Below are 15,937 nucleotides of genomic sequence, written 5' to 3'. Positions count from 1 at the left end.
CGTAAACGCCCCGGTACCCCACAAGTTCCCCCGGTACGCCGCAGGACTCAGCGCGGGTCCGCCGAAGCGGCAGGCGGCCCCGTCTCGGCGGACGCGGAAGCGGAGGGCCCGGTCCCGGAACCGGCGCCAGGCCCGGCGTCCACCCCGGTCGACGCGGGCGGCGGCGCGGGCTCCTCGCGCTGCCCGCCGGCGCTGCGCACCGCGCTGAAGGCGAGGGCCACCATGCCGATGCCCATCACCACAGCCAGCACCCACGCCACGGGGCGCTGCCAGCGGGCGTGCCCCCGGTACGGACGCAGCGAGCCGCCGTGCGTCCCGTAGGGGCGGCCCCGGACGCCGTACGCGGCGCCGTGCTCGGCGTAGCCGTAGTCACTGCCGTGCTCGTAGGCCGGATCGACGGCGAACCCGTAACGGTGCCCGTAGGGGTCGGCCTCGCCGAACTCGGTGTAGTCGGAGCGGTCGAAGCGGCCCTCGTCGTCCTCGAACTCGTCGAACTCGCCGTCCGCGTCGGCCTCGTCGAAGTCGTCGGCGCCCGGCTGCACATGGCCGTAGCCCTCGTCGCGCGGATCGCGGCCGCGCGCGGCCTCGCTCTCCGCGTGCTTCTGCGCCGCGGCGAGGATGCGCTCGGCCGCCGTGGGCTCGTGCACCTCCGCGGCCCGTACGAAGGCCTCGTCGAACACCACGGCCGCGAACTCCTCGTCCGCGTCACCGTGGTGGCGGTTGTCGGGCTCCTCACCGTCCTCGAACGGCTTGCCCCCCACGTCGTCCGGCACGCGGCCCAGCGTAGTCCCGGACGGTCAATTTGGGCAGGCCCCACAGGAATTCGGCCGACCAGGCGGTACGGGAGCCGCCCCCGCACCGCCGCAGCAGCACTTCAGCGGATGTGACCGTCGCCCGTCACCACGTACTTCGTGGACGTCAGCTCGGGCAGTCCCATCGGACCGCGCGCGTGCAGCTTCTGCGTCGAGATGCCGATCTCGGCGCCGAAGCCGAACTGGCCGCCGTCCGTGAACCGCGTCGACGCGTTCACCATCACCGCGGTCGAGTCCACCAGCGACGTGAAGCGGCGCGCGGCCCCCGTGTCCTTGGTGACGATCGCCTCGGTGTGCCCCGAGGTCCAGCGGCGGATGTGCCGCACCGCCTCGTCCAGCGAGGGCACGACGGCGGCGGCGATGTCGTACGAGAGGTACTCGGTGCCCCAGTCCTCCTCGGTGGCCGGGACCACGGCCGTGCCCGCCCGCTTGCCCGCGTCCTGCCAGGCCGCGTCGCCGTGCACGGTCACACCGGCGGCGGCCAGCGCCTCGACGGCGCGCGGCAGGAAGGCGTCCGCGATGCCCTCGTGCACCAGCACGGTCTCCGCGGAGTTGCACACGCTGGGGCGCTGCGCCTTGGAGTTGACGAGGATCTCCACGGCGGTGTCCACGTCGGCGGCCTCGTCCACGTACACATGGCAGTTGCCGACGCCGGTCTCGATGACCGGGACGGTCGACTCCTCGACCACGGTCCGGATGAGCGAGGCGCCGCCGCGCGGGATGAGCACGTCGACCAGGCCGCGCGCCCGCATCAACTCCTTGACGCTGTCCCGGCTTTCGCCCGGCACCAGCTGCACCGTGTCGGCGGGCAGACCGGCGCCGGAGACGGCGTCGCGCAGCACACCGACGAGCGCCTCGTTCGACGCGTACGCGGAGGAGGAGCCGCGCAGCAGCACCGCGTTGCCGGACTTCAGACACAGTGCGGCGGCGTCGACGGTCACGTTCGGACGGGCCTCGTAGATGATGCCGACCACGCCGAGCGGGACCCGCACCTGCCGCAGCTCCAGGCCGTTCGGCAGGGTCGAGCCGCGCACGACCTCGCCGACCGGGTCGGGCAGCGCGACGACGTCCCGTACGTCGGCGGCGATCGCCGCGATCCGCTCCGGCGTCAGCGTCAGCCTGTCGACGACCGACTCGGCGGTGCCCGCGGCCCGCGCCTTCGCAACGTCCTGCGCGTTCGCCGCGACGATCTCCTCGGTGCGGGAGGTGAGCGCGTCCGCGACGGCCAGCAGCGCCGCGTCCCGTACGGTCCGCGGCTGCGGAGCGAGGGCGGCGGCCGCCTCCTTGGCACGGCGGGCGGTCTCGGTCACGGCGGACGCCTGGCGGTCCTGGGATTGCTGCGCAGCGCTCATGCCGCGCAGCATAGCCGCCGTGCCGGAGGCCCAGAACGGGAAGGTCCCGGGCCGTCACCTCAGGGGCCGGACCGGGTCAGAAGGGGTGCACTCCGACCGGTGCGGCGGGCGGCGGGCCCCAGCCCTCGGCGACCCGCTGGTGGTACGTCTCCCGGCCGATGACCTCCAGGCCGACGATCTCCCACGGCGGCAGCTGGGCCGTCGCCCGGTGCTCGCCCCACAGCCGCAGCGCGACGGCCGCGGCGTCGTGCAGATCGCGCGCCTCCTCCCAGTACCGGATCTCGGCATGGTCGGTCGCGTACCGGCTGGTGAGCAGAAACGGGTGGTCGTGCGCGAGCTGCTCCAGGCCGCGGCGCACCTCGGGCAGGGGCGCGGCCGGGCCGGAGACGCTGAGCGTGATGTGCCACAGCCTCGGTCCCCCGTGCGCCGCGGGCCCGTCCGTCTCCTCCTGCTGCCGGGAAGAGGGAGAGGTCCCCATGTCGACGCTGGCCAGTCGTCTCACCGGTGGCCTCCTGTTGTGGTGCTCAGTCGTGCTGCGTGCTGTCCCCGGGCCGCCCGATGGAAACGGCCCCCTCCCAAAGTTGACCAGCCTCGCGGGGAACGTGTGGCGGTTTTCGGGAAGGTGTCCGCTGAAAGTCCGCAGTTTGCACGAACCAGTTGTCCGGACAAGTGGACTGTGCGTCAGCTCCCGTGCAGCAGTACGAGATCGTCGCGGTGCACGACCTCACGTTCGTATGCGGGCCCGAGTTCCCGCGCCAGTTCCCGCGTGGAGCGGCCCAGCAGCTGCGGGATCTCGGCCGCGTCGAAGTTCACCAGACCGCGCGCGACGGCGTGCCCGTTCCCGTCCCGCAGCTCCACCGGGTCGCCCGCGGTGAACTGGCCCTCCACACCGGCGATCCCGGCCGGCAGCAGCGACGTGCGCCGTTCGGTCACCGCGCGCACCGCGCCCTCGTCGAGCGTCAGCGCGCCGCGGGGCGTCGAGGCGTGCGCCAGCCACAGCAGCCGCCCCGCGGTACGCCGTCCCGTACGCCGGAACAGCGTGCCGGTGCCGCGCCCGGCCAGGGCGTCGGCGGCGTGTATGGCGGAGGTCAGCACCACGGGGACCCCGGCGGCCGCGGCGATGCGGGCGGCCTCCACCTTGGTCACCATGCCGCCGGTGCCGACTCCGGCCCGGCCCACGCTGCCGATCTCCACGCCGTCCAGGTCCTCCGGTCCCGCGACCTCGTCGATGCGGGAGGTGCCGGGCTTGGCGGGGTTCCCGTCGTACAGCCCGTCCACGTCGGAGAGCAGCACCAGCAGGTCGGCGCGGACCAGGTGGGCGACCAGGGCCGCCAGCCGGTCGTTGTCGCCGAACCGGATCTCGTCGGTCGCGACGGTGTCGTTCTCGTTCACGACCGGCACGGCGCCCATCGCGAGCAGCTGCTCCAGCGTCCGGTAGGCGTTCCGGTAGTGCGCGCGCCTGCTGGTGTCGTCGGAGGTCAGCAGCACCTGCCCGACCCTTCGCCCGTAACGCGCGAAGGAGGCGGTGTAGCGGGCGACGAGGAGCCCCTGGCCCACGCTGGCCGCGGCCTGCTGCCGTGCCAGGTCACGCGGCCGCTTGTCCAGGCCCAGCGGCGCGAGGCCCGCGGCGATGGCGCCCGAGGAGACCAGGACGATCTCCTTGTCGTCGTGCTCGCCGTGTTTGGCGAGCACGTCGACGAGGGCATCCACCCTGTCCGCGTCGAGTCCGCCGGCCGCCGTCGTCAGCGAGGAGGATCCGACCTTGACCACGATCCGGCGCGCGTCCCGCACGTCCTGCCTGAGCTTCTCTTCGCCCGCTGTCCGCGCCACGCTCGTGTGTCTCCCACCACTCGCCGTCCGCACCGGGGGCACCGCCCGCCGGAATTCCGCCGGTGAGCAATCTACGCCAGGACCTGGCAATACCTGTCATCAGTGCTCCCTCAAGCGAACTCCAGGGAAAATTCCGTTTGACGCTGTTATGCAGTGAGGCGTCCCACCGAAGATTGTCACTGGGCACGTGGCCGTCATACGGTCAGTGGTCGACTACGGCCCACCCCCCACGGCCGCCCCCGTCCATTCCGCTTCGACCTCCTTGCAGGAGCCCAGCCCGTGCCCTCTGCCGGACGACTCTCCCCCCGTCGCGCTGTTCAGCTGGTGGCGTTGATCACCCTGATGGCGTGCTTCACCGCGCAGCTCGTCGGCGCGCTGCTGCCGAACGTTCCCACGTTCATCGCAGCCTCCCTCGCGGGCCTCGCCCTCGACATCTATCTCACGCACAAACAGCCGGGCCTGCTGGCCCTGCTGGGCAAGGTCCGCTTCGACGTCACCACGCGGCAGCTGCTGCGCGACATGCTGATCGTCATCGCCCTGGTGCGGCTCCCCGACGTACCGCCGGACTTCGAGCGCCCGCTCACGCTGCTGCTGCTCGTGGCCCTCGCCGCGCACTTCCTGTGCCAGGCCGTGGCCCAGCTCGTACGCCGCCGCCGCACGCTCCCCATCCTCACCCGCAACATCGACGCCTCGGCGCTGCGGCTCAGCCCGGCTCCGCCGCGGCTGCTGGCCCGCCAGCCCAGCCGGCGTCTGCTGCGCTACTCGATCCCCGGCACCGCCGGGCTGATGCTCACCGCTGCACTGGGCAACGAGGCATGGGGCCTGACCGGCGTCATCGTCAGCTTCGCGCTGTCGTTCGGCAGCGCCGTGTACCTGGCCACCTGGCTGCTGCCGAAGAAGCGGCTGGCCGACGAGCGCCGGGCGCTGGAGTGGCTGGAGAATTGGCTGGCCGAGTACCAGCCGACCGTCGGCATGTACTTCTCCGGCGGCACCACCTCCGCGTACCAGGCGAACATGTGGCTCTCCACGCTCGCCCAGCTCGACGGGAACCCGATCATCGTGCTCCGTGAGCGCTTCATGGTGCAGAAGATCGACGCGACCGACATCCCGGTCGTGTGCATCCCGAAGGTCTCCCACCTGATGGCGCTGGAGCACTCCACGCTCCAGGTGCTGCTGCACCCCGCGAACTCCGGCAAGACCTCGCAGGTGCTGCGGATCCCCACCATCAAGCACGCCTTCATCAACCACGGCGAGAGCGACAAGCTCTCCTCGTGCAACCCGTACGCCAAGGCGTACGACGAGATCTGGGTCGCCGGCCCCGCGGCGCGCGAGCGCTACCAGCTGGCCGACATCGGTGTCGACGACCGGGACGTGGTCGAGGTCGGCCGCCCGCAGCTGACGCCGATCCGGCCGTACGCGGGTCCGCCCGCCGGCGCGTACACCACGGTCCTCTACGCCCCCACCTGGGAGGGCTGGACCAACGACCCGGGCAACACCTCGGTCATCCTGGCCGGCGAGAACATCGTCCGGGCGCTGCTGGAGGACCCGTCGGTGCGGCTGCTCTACAAGCCGCACCCGATGACCGGTTCGGTCGACCCGCGCGCCAAGGAGGCCAACCGCAACATCCAGGCGATGATCCGCGAGGCCAACGCGGAGCGTGCCGCCCGCGCCGGCGCGGAGCGTCCGGGGCCGGAGGCCGCCGCCGAACTGGAGCTGCGCACGGCCGAGTTGAAGGAGCTGACCACCACGTCGTTCCGCAAGGGCGCGGACGAGGTGGAGCGGATGATGACGCAGTCCATCCCCGAGGCCGGCCGCACCCGGCACGTCGACGAGGCCACCCTCGCCTGGCAGCAGGCGTACTGGGCGTCCTTCCCCGAGTGGGAGCACCAGATCATCACCCGGCCGCGGCCGGCGATCTACGCCTGCTTCAACGAGGCGGACGTGCTCATCTCCGATGTGTCCTCGGTGGTTTCGGACTACCTGACCAGCGAGAAGCCGTACGCGGTGGCCAACACCAGCGGTCTGACCGAGGCCGAGTTCAAGGCGGGCTTCCCGACCGTGCGCGCGGCCACGATCCTCTCCCCCGAGGCGACCGAGGTGCCGGCCCTGCTGGACTCCGTGCGCGACCCGGCGAAGGACGCCCACGTGCAGGACCGCGCCGCGCTGAAGGTGCAGCTGCTGGGCCCGTCCGACCCGCCGTCGCTGACCCGCTTCAACGCGGCGGCCGTCGCGCTGTGCGCCGAGGCCGACAAGCGCAACGAGCGCGTCGCCCGCCGCGCCGCCGAGCTGGGCGAGCACAGCCCGGAGCAGGACAAGGAGCACGCGGATCCCGACGAGGCCGACGAGGCCGGTCTGGAGTCCCTGACGGGCCAGGAGGCCTGAGCCCCGTCACATGGCACAGCGGACGGCCCCGGGAGATCGGATCTCCCGGGGCCGTCCGCTGTCTGCTGTCTGCTGCCCGTACGCGGTGCTGTCCGTCCGCGCGGGGCGGCAGGGGTCACTCGAAGGGGTCGAACTCCTCGTACGCGCGGGACGCGTCGTCGCGCTCGGCCTGCGCCTCCCGGCGGCGCTGCGCCGCGGGCCGCGGGCTCTCCATACGGTGGTCCTCGCCGCGCCGGCCGAGCATCTCCGCGCCGGCGGCCAGCGTCGGCTCCCAGTCGAAGACGACGGCGTTGTCCTCGGGGCCGATGGCCACGCCGTCGCCCTCGCGGGCGCCGGCCTTCACCAGCTCGTCCTCCACGCCGAGGCGGTTCAGCCTGTCCGCGAGGTAGCCGACGGCCTCCTCGTTGGCGAAGTCGGTCTGCCGCACCCAGCGTTCGGGCTTCTCGCCGCGCACCCGGTACAGACCCTCTTCCTCGCGCGTGACGGTGAAGCCGGTGTCGTCGACGGCCTTGGGCCGGATGACGACGCGGGTCGACTCCGTGGCGGGCCGGGCGGCACGCGCCTCGTCGACGATCTTCGCGAGGGCGTACGAGAGTTCCTTGAGCCCCTGGTGCGAGACCGCGGACACCTCGAACACGGGGAAGCCGCGGGACTCCAGGTCGGGCCGGATGATGTCGGCCAGGTCCTTGCCGTCCGGGATGTCGGTCTTGTTGAGCACGACCAGCCGCGGCCGGTCCTCCAGACCGCCGTACTGCGTCAGCTCCTCCTCGATCACGTCGAGGTCGGAGGCCGGGTCCCGGTCGGACTCCAGCGTCGCGCAGTCCAGCACGTGCACGAGGACCGAGCACCGCTCCACGTGCCGCAGGAACTCCAGGCCCAGGCCCTTGCCCTCGCTCGCGCCGGGGATGAGCCCCGGCACGTCGGCCATGGTGAAGACGCTCGAACCGGCCGTCACCACACCGAGGTTGGGCACCAGCGTCGTGAACGGATAGTCCGCGATCTTCGGCTTCGCCGCGGACAGCACCGAGATCAGCGAGGACTTGCCGGCCGACGGGAAACCGACGAGCGCGACGTCCGCGACCGTCTTGAGCTCCAGCACCACATCGCGGGTCTCGCCCGGCTCGCCCAGCAGCGCGAAGCCGGGGGCCTTGCGGCGGGCCGAGGCCAGCGCGGCGTTGCCGAGGCCGCCGCGGCCGCCCTGCCCGGCGATGAACGTGGTGCCCTTGCCGACCATGTCGGCCAGCACATTGCCCTTGCCGTCGAGCACGACGGTGCCCTCCGGCACGGGCAGGACGAGGTTCTTGCCCTCGGCGCCGGAGCGCATACCGCCCTCGCCGGGGCGGCCGTTGGTGGCCTTGCGGTGCGGGCTGTGGTGGTACTCCAACAGCGTCGTCACATCGGGGTCGACGACGAGCACGACGTCGCCGCCGCGTCCGCCGTTGCCCCCGTCGGGGCCGCCCAGCGGCTTGAACTTCTCGCGGTGGACGGAGGCACAGCCGTGGCCTCCGTTACCCGCGGCGATATGCAGTTCGACGCGGTCCACGAAGGTGGTCATGAGGGTGCCTCCCGGCGGAATCAGGGTCTGTCCGTACTGCGGTGATGCTTGGTGCCGCCCTGCGTGATGCTCGGCGGTCTGCTGTGTCCAGTGGTGTAACGCGCCGAGGGCGGACCGGCTTCCTCATCCGTACGCGGGGAGCATACGGAGCGAGGAGGCGCGGTCCGCCCTCGGAAAGAATGCGCTGCCGAACCGGCTGCGGCTGATTACTCAGCGGCCGCCGGAACGATGTTGACGACCTTGCGGCCGCGGTGGCTGCCGAACTGCACCGCGCCGGCGTCCAGAGCGAACAGGGTGTCGTCGCCACCGCGACCGACGCCCGCGCCCGGGTGGAAGTGGGTGCCGCGCTGGCGGACCAGGATCTCACCGGCGCTGACGACCTGACCGCCGAAGCGCTTCACGCCGAGGCGCTGTGCGTTGGAATCGCGACCGTTCCGAGTGGACGATGCGCCCTTCTTGTGTGCCATGTCTCCTCAGTCCCTTACTTCTTGGCCGGGGCGGGGATGTCGGTGACCTTCAGCGCGGTGTGCAGCTGACGGTGGCCGATCCGCTTCTTGTAACCGGTCTTGTTCTTGTACTTCTGGATCCGGATCTTGTCGCCCTTGTGGTGGTCCACCACCTCGGCCGAGACCTTGACGCCGTCCAGGACCCACGGGTCGCTGGTGACCGCGTCGCCATCGACCACGAGCAGGGTCGAGAGCTCGACGGTGTCGCCGACCTTGCTCTCCGAAAGACGGTCAACCTCGATGACGTCGCCGACAGCAACCTTCTGCTGGCGGCCGCCGGTGCGCACGATCGCGTACACGTTCAGCTCTCTCTCTAACTCGTGAGGAAACCTCTGATGCCAGCCGCCCAGCACGAACCGGGGTCCGCGGACTGATCCGAAAGGATTGAGCGGCCTCTCCCTGACGGGAGGTAGTTGCTCAGAAGCGGGTGTGTCCTGTGACGACACACCGAAGGGCAAGGTTACGGGGGCGCTGTCCCGCCGGTCAAACCCCGCCCGTCCCGGCGGACCGGGACGGGCGGAACAGACCGTGTCACCGCGTGTGTCAGTCCTCGGCGGGAGCCGACACGGACGGGAACTGCTGCTGCTCGGCGGCGGCCGTCTTCTGCGTCTTCTTGGCCGCCGTCTTCTTCGCCGGAGCCTTCTTGGCCGCGGCCTTCTTCTCCGTCGACTTCTCGGCGGTCTTCTTCGCCGGAGCCTTCTTCGCGGCGGCCTTCTTCGCCGGGGCCTTCTTGGCCGCCGTCGTCTTCTTGGCCGCGGTCTTCTTCGCCGTGGACTTCTTCGCGGCCGTCTTCTTGGCCGGCGCCTCCGTCTCCGGCGCGGATTCCGTCTCCTGCGCGGATCCGGTCTCCGGTGCCTGTCCGGCGGGCGCGACGACCGTCTCCGGCGCATCGTCCGTCACCGGCGCCGACACCTGCCGCGTCGCCCGGCGCCGGGCACGCGCCGGCGCACCGGCGGGCTGCGGCTCGGGCGCGGCCGCCACCGGCTCGGGCCGCTGCTCCGCCGCGGGCTCGGCCGGGGTGACCACCGTGGCGGCGGGCTCTTCCGAGACGTTCGGCGAACCCGCGGGCACCGACACCGCGCGACGGCGGCGGGCGGGCGGCGCCGCCTCCGGCGTCACCTCGGCCGTGCCGTTCGGCGCGGGCTCCGCCGCCGGGACGGCCTGGGCCGCCTCCTCCGACGCGGAGATCACCGTGACACCGGCGTCCTGCGGACCCGCGGCCTTCGGCGAACCGGCCGGCACCGACACCGCACGACGGCGGCGGCGCCGCGGCCGCCCGGAGTCACCGGACTCGGCAGCGGCTTCCGCCTCGGCCGCCGCGGGCTCCCCTACGGGCTCGGACTGCGGCTCGGGCTGCGGTTCCTGCCGGGACCCGGACTGCGGCTCGGGCTGCGGGGCCGGCTCGACGTGCTCCGGCTCGGCCGCGGCCTCCGGCTGCGGCGGGGTCTCCGCCGGCGCCTCGGCCGTACCGGGCGAGCCCGCCTTGCGGCCCGCGCGCCGCCGCGTACGGCCGCCGCGCCCGCCGCCGGAGCCGCCGGAACCACCGGCTGCCGCCTCGGCCTCGGCCGCGCTGCTGTACAGCTCGTCCTCCGGCTGCTCCTGCGGACCGTCGGCGACGGACTGGCCGTCCTTCGCCTCGCCGCGGGACTCCGTGCCGGTCTCCGCCCCGTCGGACTGGCCGCCCTTGGCGTCCCTGTCCCGGTCCTTGTTCTTCTTCTTGCTCTTCTTGCCGCCGCCACCGCCGACCGCGGTGGGCATCTCCATGTGCACATGGACACCACGGCCGTTGCAGTGCACGCACGGCTCGGAGAAGGACTCCAGCAGGCCCTGGCCGACCCGCTTCCGGGTCATCTGCACCAGACCCAGCGAGGTGACCTCGGCGACCTGGTGCTTCGTACGGTCCCGGCCCAGGCACTCCAGCAGGCGCCGCAGCACCAGGTCCCGGTTGGACTCCAGCACCATGTCGATGAAGTCGATCACGATGATGCCGCCGAGGTCGCGCAGCCTCAGCTGGCGCACGATCTCCTCGGCCGCCTCCAGGTTGTTCCTGGTGACCGTCTCCTCCAGGTTGCCGCCCTGGCCGGTGAACTTGCCGGTGTTGACGTCGACCACGACCATCGCCTCGGTCCGGTCGATCACCAGCGAACCGCCGCTCGGCAGCCACACCTTGCGGTCCAGCGCCTTCAGCAGCTGCTCGTCGATCCGGTACGTGGCGAAGACGTCGGTCTCCGACGTCCACTTCTGCAGCCGGTCCTGGAGATCGGGCGCGACGTGCGAGACGTACCCGTGGATCGTCTCCCAGGCCTGCTCACCGCTGACGATGACCTTGGAGAAGTCCTCGTTGAAGATGTCCCGGACGACGCGGACGGTCATGTCCGGCTCGCCGTAGAGCAGCGTCGGCGCGTTGCCCTTCTTGGACTTCTTCTGGATGTCCTCCCACTGCGCCTGCAGCCGCTCGACGTCGCGGCGCAGCTCGTCCTCGCTGGCGCCCTCGGCGGCCGTACGGACGATCACGCCGGCGTTCTCCGGGACGACCTTCTTCAGGATCTGCTTCAGCCGGGACCGCTCGGTGTCCGGCAGCTTGCGGCTGATGCCCGTCATGGAGCCCTCGGGCACGTACACCAGGTAGCGGCCGGGCAGCGAGACCTGGCTGGTGAGCCGGGCGCCCTTGTGGCCCATCGGGTCCTTGGTGACCTGCACCAGCACGGACTGACCTGACTTCAGCGCGGTCTCGATACGGCGCGGCCCGTTGGCCATGCCGAGCGCCTCGAAGTTGACCTCGCCCGCGTACAGCACGGCGTTCCGGCCCTTGCCGATGTCGACGAAGGCGGCCTCCATCGACGGCAGGACGTTCTGCACCTTGCCGAGGTAGACGTTGCCGACGTACGAGGTCGACTGCTCCTTGTTGACGAAGTGCTCGACCAGCACGTCGTCCTCGAGGATGCCGATCTGCGTACGCTCGCCGTTCTCGCGGACGATCATCTCCCGCTTCACGGCCTCGCGGCGGGCGAGGAACTCGGCCTCGGTGATGATCGGCACCCGGCGGCGGCCCTGCTCGCGTCCCTCGCGGCGGCGCTGCTTCTTCGCCTCCAGCCGGGTCGAGCCCTTGATGGCCGTGACCTCGTCGGTGGACTCTTCCTTCTTCTTCCGCGGCTCACGGATCTTGACGACGGTGCGCTCCGGGTCGTCGCCCTCCGCGGGCGCCTCCTGCTGGCCGCCGTCACCGCTGCGGCGGCGACGGCGACGGCGGCGGCGCGAGCTGCTGGAGGAGCCGCCGTTGTCGTCGCGCTCCTCGTCGTCCTCGTCGTCCACGTCGGCGGAGCCGTTCTCCGGCTCCTGCGCGCCGCCGTTGCTCTCGTCCTGCTCCTCGCCGTCCCGCTCGGCGGCGTCGGCGTTCTCGCCGCGACGGCGGCGACGGCCGCCCCGGCGACGGCGGCGGGCCGGACGCTCGCCGTTCTCCTCGCCGTCGGACTGCGCCTGCGTGTCCTCGTCGTCCTCGGACTCGTCGGTGTCCTCCGCCTTGCCGGCGGCCGGCCGGCTCTGCTGCCGGTCGTCACGGCCGCCGTCGCGGCCGCCGTTGCGGGCGGCCGTTTCACCGTCGCCCGCCGAGTCGGCCCTGCGGCGACGGCGGCGGCGCGAACCGGCGCTGCCCGCCGTGTCCTTGGCGTCCGCCTCGTCCCGCTCGTCGCGCTCGTCCTCGTCGTCCGGCTCGTCCTGGCCGGTGTCCACCGCCGCGGCGGCCGCCGCGGCAGCGCTCTGCGGCGTCTGGAACGTGGGCTCGGTGAAGACCGGAGCCTGGAACACGGCCACGGGCGGTACGGACTTCTTGCCGGACCTGCCCTTCCTGCCCTCGGCCTTGCCGTCCGACCCGTTGTCGGTCTTGTCTGCCTTGTCGGCCTTGCTGTCGGCTTCGGCGCCCTTGCCGGCGGACTGGCCGCCCTGCTCCGGGGCCTCCGCGGCGGCAGCACGCTCACCGCGCCGGCGGGTACGGGCCGGGGCCGCGCTCTCGCCGGAGGCGGCCTGCTCGCTCTGCTCCGGCGTGGCCTCGGCAGCGGCAGCCTCCGCGGCACCGGCGGCACGCGAGGAACGGCGGCGCGTACGGGCGGGGGCCGCGCTCTCGGCGGGCGCGGACTGCTCTTCCGTGCTGCCGGCGGCGTCACCAGCCTGCTCGTTCTGCGTACCGGCGGCGGCCTCGGCGGCGCCTGCGCCACGCGAGGCACGGCGGCGCGTACGGGCGGGCGCCGCGCTCTCGGCGGGCTGCTCCTCCGTGGCGGGTGCCGCGTCGCCCGCGCCCTGCTCCTCGGCGGGCTGCGGGCTGCCCGCGGCGGCGGACGCCTTGCGGGTGGTGCGGCGGCGGGTACGGGCCGGGGTGGCGGGCGCCGGAGTCTCCTCGTCGGCGGCCGCGACGGCGTCCTGCTCCGGTGCGCCCACTGCGGCGGCCTCCGTGGTCGACTGCGGCGGTCCTGCGGGTGACGAGGCCTTGCGCGCGGCACGGCGGCGGGGCGGCGGGGCGGTCTCCGCGCCCGGCTCGTCCCGTATGGCCGCGGCCTCCGCGGCTTCGTTTCCGGGCGTTTCCGCCGCGGACGGTGCGGCGGCGGTCACTTCCGGCACTCCGGACGTGTCACCTGCCGCGGCCCCCGGCGGGCCCGCCGGGCGGGTCGCCGCGCGACGGCGGCGACGCGGGGGAAGCGTGTCGCTCGGGGTGCTGTTGTCCTGCTCAGCACCTGCGGCGGCAGGCTGTGTCGACTGGTTCTCGGCACTCTCCGCGTTTGCGGATTCGTTCGGCTCGAGCATGCGGGCGGTTCTCCCGTCACGCTCCCGGGCGCCGCGCCTCGTTCGTACCGGCAGCGGCCCGATTCCTCTGCGGGGCCGCTCTCCGGGGCGCGGGCGCCGCGCGGGAGCTGTTGTCTCAGCTCGCCGGTTCCGGTCCTTCTCGAAGCCCGGCTACGGCGAAAGTCTCCTGGTCAATGCGCCTGCCTGCCGGACAGCTGACCCGGGTGGCTCCCTGGCGCGTGCGTCGGCGGTGGCGCTTCGACGGCTGTCCTCAAGTCCGGGGCCCGTGGGTCCCGGACTACGCGCTGCCGCCCGGCGCCGTCGCGACGGGGGTTGCGTCGCGGTCGGGCGCCAACGGGTCGGTCACCGTGCCGGTCTCCTCATCGAGCGGCCCCTGCGCCAGCCTGGTCACCGCTGCGGCGACCGGCGGCGCCAGGTCGGCCGTAGCTCGGAGGCCGGACAGGACGTCGTCGGGTCGTACGGCAGGTGTCAGGTGCCGAACCACCAGGCGCAGTATCGCACAGGGACCGGCGCCGGGCCTATCGCCCCCGGCCGACGGGTCTGCCGCGGAGGCTCCCTCAACGGCCTTGTCCGCCACGCTCAGAGAGGCCACGGCGGCCCGGGCGTCGAAGGTGCGGATGCCCTTCTTGGTCTGCCGCTGGACCTCGACGGACTCGGCGGCGAGGAACGCCCCGACGGCCCGTACGGCCTCCTCGGTGGCCACTCCGTCCAGCCGCAGCTCCCACTGGGAGGCCTGGAGCCGGTCGGTGAAGTCGGAGGTGCGGGCCTCCACGGCGTCCGTGATGTCGAGGCCGTCGGGCATGTACTCATCGAACAGCGCGCGCAGTGCGGCGGGGTCCCGCCGCTCGGTGAGGGCGATCTCCAGATACTCGGCCTCACTGGCGGTGCCGGTCGGCGCGGCGTTGGCGTACGACACCTTCGGGTGCGGCGTGAAGCCGGCGGAGTACGCCATGGGCACCTCGGCCCGGCGCAGTGCCCGCTCGAAGGCGCGCTGGAAGTCGCGATGGCTGGTGAACCGGAGGCGGCCGCGCTTGGTGTAGCGCAAGCGGATGCGCTGCACAGCGGGTGCGGGCGGCGGGCCTTCGGGCTGTCGCTTGCCCAGAGCTTCTCTCTCCTCGGTACTGCCGGGCGCGCGCCGCGCAGTGCGCGGGGCGCCGTCGGTTCGGATGTCGGTCGACGTGCTCGAAGGGGGCGGAAGTCCGCACGTGGCGCACGCTCCGCGGGGCTGTGGGGCCGCGCCGGTGTGCGGTTGTGCGGATGATCCTTCCGACCAGGGTACGCGCCGCTGTCGCGGCGTCAGCTTCCGCTCCCGCCTCCGGAGGTGCCGAAGAGGGCCCGGCGGACCTCGGCGCGGGTCTCCCGTACGGAGGTGCGCGCCGAGCGGAGGGCGGCGCGGGCGCTGCGGCCGGCCTCGCGCGCGGCGCGTCCCGCGGGCCGCAGCACGTGCTCGCGTACGGCGCGGCCCACGGGGACGAGGACGTCGTCCCGGAGCCACACCACGGGGACGACGAAGAGGAGCCGCAGCACGCGGCCGAGGAAGCGGAACACGGCGCGGGAGATGTAGCCGGCCACTCGCCAGGCGTGGCCCAGCGCGGTGCCGGTCTCGCGGGCGATCAGGGCGAGGGCGTGGCCCACGGGGGTGAGGACCCAGCGGTACAGGGCGACGGCCGGAACAACGAGCAGCATCCGGACGAGCCGGCAGAGCGCCGTCCACACGGCGACGGCCGGAACGACGAGGAGGTACCGGCCGAGCCAGGCCATGGCGGTGCCGAAACCGCGTACTGCCGCACGGAGCGCGTGTCCGGCGGGGGTCAGTACATGGCGGTACAGGGCGACCGCGGGAACGACGAGGAGGACCCGGCCCAGCCAACGGGCCGCCGTCCACAGGGCACGTGCCGGGATCACGACGCCGTACGTGCCGAGAAAGCGCAGCGCCGTCCAGAGGGCGAGCGCCGGAACGGCGAAGAGGTAGTGGCCCAGCGCGCGGAGCACGGCGCGGAGGCCGTGCCCCGCCGGGGCCAGCATGCGGCGGTAGAGCCAGGTCAGCGGGAGCGTGACGAGGTGCAGGGCGAGCCATGCGAGGCCCGCGCCGGTCCCGCGCAGCACGGCGGCGAGGGCGCGGCCGACGGCGGACAGACCCTGCCCCGTCATCCGGCCCGCCCAGGAGATTCCTGCCCAAATGGCGCTGCCCGTACGGGAGATGCCCGCCCACACGCCCCTGCCCAGCCAGGCGAGGGCGCGGCCCGCGGGGGCGAGGACGTAGCGCCACACGGCGACGAAGGGCCACACGAAGACGGCGTACAGCAGCGGTGCGAGGACGCGTCTCCACACCTGCCGGGCCGCACCGGCGAGCGGGCGCCACAGGGCCCGTTCCAGCACGCGGCCGCAGGCGGTGAGCGCGTCCCAGAGCAGCCGTACGGGGACGACCAGTACGAGCGTGATGATCCGTACGGGCAGCCGGACCGCGACCGTGAGGCAGCCCTCCTGCGATGCGGGCGCGGCAGGGCGCCGCCCCTCCCCCACGGGAGGCTCGGACTTGACCAGGTTCACCGGCTGCTGCGGCGGATCGTCGCTCATACCGGCTGGGACGTTACCGTCTGCCCGCAGGTTTCAAGGAGTTGGAACCGAAGGAGCCGTGGCCCGGGCGGTCCCGGAACGCACCGGTGCCCCGCCCGTCCGGGCGGGGCACCGCGCGAATCACCGTGC

The 15,937-nt window shown here is 73.0% G+C and carries 11 protein-coding genes; 1 reads left to right on the top strand and 10 read right to left on the bottom strand.

The genetic code is table 11. From position 1 onward, the window contains the following. Nucleotides 1-47: 47 nt before the first annotated feature. From AC3AGO_RS22845 to proB, 4 genes are all read right to left on the bottom strand, one after another. The gene (locus AC3AGO_RS22845; protein ID WP_487822087.1) at nt 48-773 is read right to left on the bottom strand and encodes an SCO2584 family spore wall biosynthesis protein; all 726 of its coding nucleotides are present in this window, start codon (nt 771-773) and stop codon (nt 48-50) included. A 101-nt stretch (nt 774-874) separates the two neighbouring features. Next, nucleotides 875-2,164, bottom strand: a complete 1,290-nt coding sequence (locus AC3AGO_RS22840) for a glutamate-5-semialdehyde dehydrogenase (protein WP_487822086.1) — start codon at nt 2,162-2,164, stop codon at nt 875-877. Between the two features lie 76 nt (nt 2,165-2,240). Beyond that, nucleotides 2,241-2,666, bottom strand: coding sequence for a hypothetical protein (locus AC3AGO_RS22835; protein ID WP_487822085.1), 426 nt, complete (start codon nt 2,664-2,666; stop codon nt 2,241-2,243). Nucleotides 2,667-2,845: 179 nt separating this feature from the next. Then, nucleotides 2,846-3,955, bottom strand: coding sequence for a glutamate 5-kinase (gene proB / locus AC3AGO_RS22830; protein ID WP_487824772.1), 1,110 nt, complete (start codon nt 3,953-3,955; stop codon nt 2,846-2,848). Between the two features lie 318 nt (nt 3,956-4,273). Here proB and AC3AGO_RS22825 point away from each other — a divergent pair, with 318 nt between their 5' ends. After that, a complete protein-coding gene (locus tag AC3AGO_RS22825) occupies nt 4,274-6,376 on the top strand; it encodes a hypothetical protein (RefSeq protein ID WP_487822084.1) in 2,103 nt (700 codons plus the stop codon). Between the two features lie 115 nt (nt 6,377-6,491). Here AC3AGO_RS22825 and obgE read toward each other — a convergent pair whose 3' ends face one another. The 6 genes from obgE to AC3AGO_RS22795 form a co-directional block, all read right to left on the bottom strand. Further along, nucleotides 6,492-7,931, bottom strand: a complete 1,440-nt coding sequence (obgE, locus tag AC3AGO_RS22820; RefSeq protein WP_487822083.1) for a GTPase ObgE — start codon at nt 7,929-7,931, stop codon at nt 6,492-6,494. Nucleotides 7,932-8,137: 206 nt separating this feature from the next. Continuing rightward, a complete protein-coding gene (gene rpmA / locus AC3AGO_RS22815; protein ID WP_487822082.1) occupies nt 8,138-8,398 on the bottom strand; it encodes a 50S ribosomal protein L27 in 261 nt (86 codons plus the stop codon). 14 nt (nt 8,399-8,412) lie between these two features. Further along, the gene (gene rplU / locus AC3AGO_RS22810) at nt 8,413-8,736 is read right to left on the bottom strand and encodes a 50S ribosomal protein L21 (RefSeq protein WP_487822081.1); all 324 of its coding nucleotides are present in this window, start codon (nt 8,734-8,736) and stop codon (nt 8,413-8,415) included. Between the two features lie 244 nt (nt 8,737-8,980). Continuing rightward, nucleotides 8,981-13,231 (bottom strand): Rne/Rng family ribonuclease, encoded by a 4,251-nt coding sequence (locus AC3AGO_RS22805; protein ID WP_487822080.1) that lies wholly within the window; start codon nt 13,229-13,231, stop codon nt 8,981-8,983. Between the two features lie 277 nt (nt 13,232-13,508). After that, entirely contained in the window at nt 13,509-14,291 is a 783-nt protein-coding gene (locus AC3AGO_RS22800; protein WP_487822079.1) for a TIGR03936 family radical SAM-associated protein, read from the bottom strand. 236 nt (nt 14,292-14,527) lie between these two features. After that, a complete protein-coding gene (locus AC3AGO_RS22795; protein WP_487822078.1) occupies nt 14,528-15,808 on the bottom strand; it encodes a hypothetical protein in 1,281 nt (426 codons plus the stop codon). Nucleotides 15,809-15,937 lie beyond the last annotated feature (129 nt).

Source organism: Streptomyces sp. BL1 (genome assembly GCF_057628045.1).
This window is presented reverse-complemented; position numbering and strand designations above follow the sequence as displayed.

Excerpts from the sequence above, each read along its gene's own strand:
- rpmA (WP_487822082.1), bottom strand. The coding sequence starts at position 8,398 with ATGGCACACAAGAAGGGCGCATCGTCCACTCGGAACGGTCGCGATTCC.
- AC3AGO_RS22840 (WP_487822086.1), bottom strand. The coding sequence starts at position 2,164 with ATGAGCGCTGCGCAGCAATCCCAGGACCGCCAGGCGTCCGCCGTGACC.
- AC3AGO_RS22805 (WP_487822080.1), bottom strand. The coding sequence starts at position 13,231 with ATGCTCGAGCCGAACGAATCCGCAAACGCGGAGAGTGCCGAGAACCAG.
- obgE (WP_487822083.1), bottom strand. The coding sequence starts at position 7,931 with ATGACCACCTTCGTGGACCGCGTCGAACTGCATATCGCCGCGGGTAAC.
- AC3AGO_RS22795 (WP_487822078.1), bottom strand. The coding sequence starts at position 15,808 with ATGAGCGACGATCCGCCGCAGCAGCCGGTGAACCTGGTCAAGTCCGAG.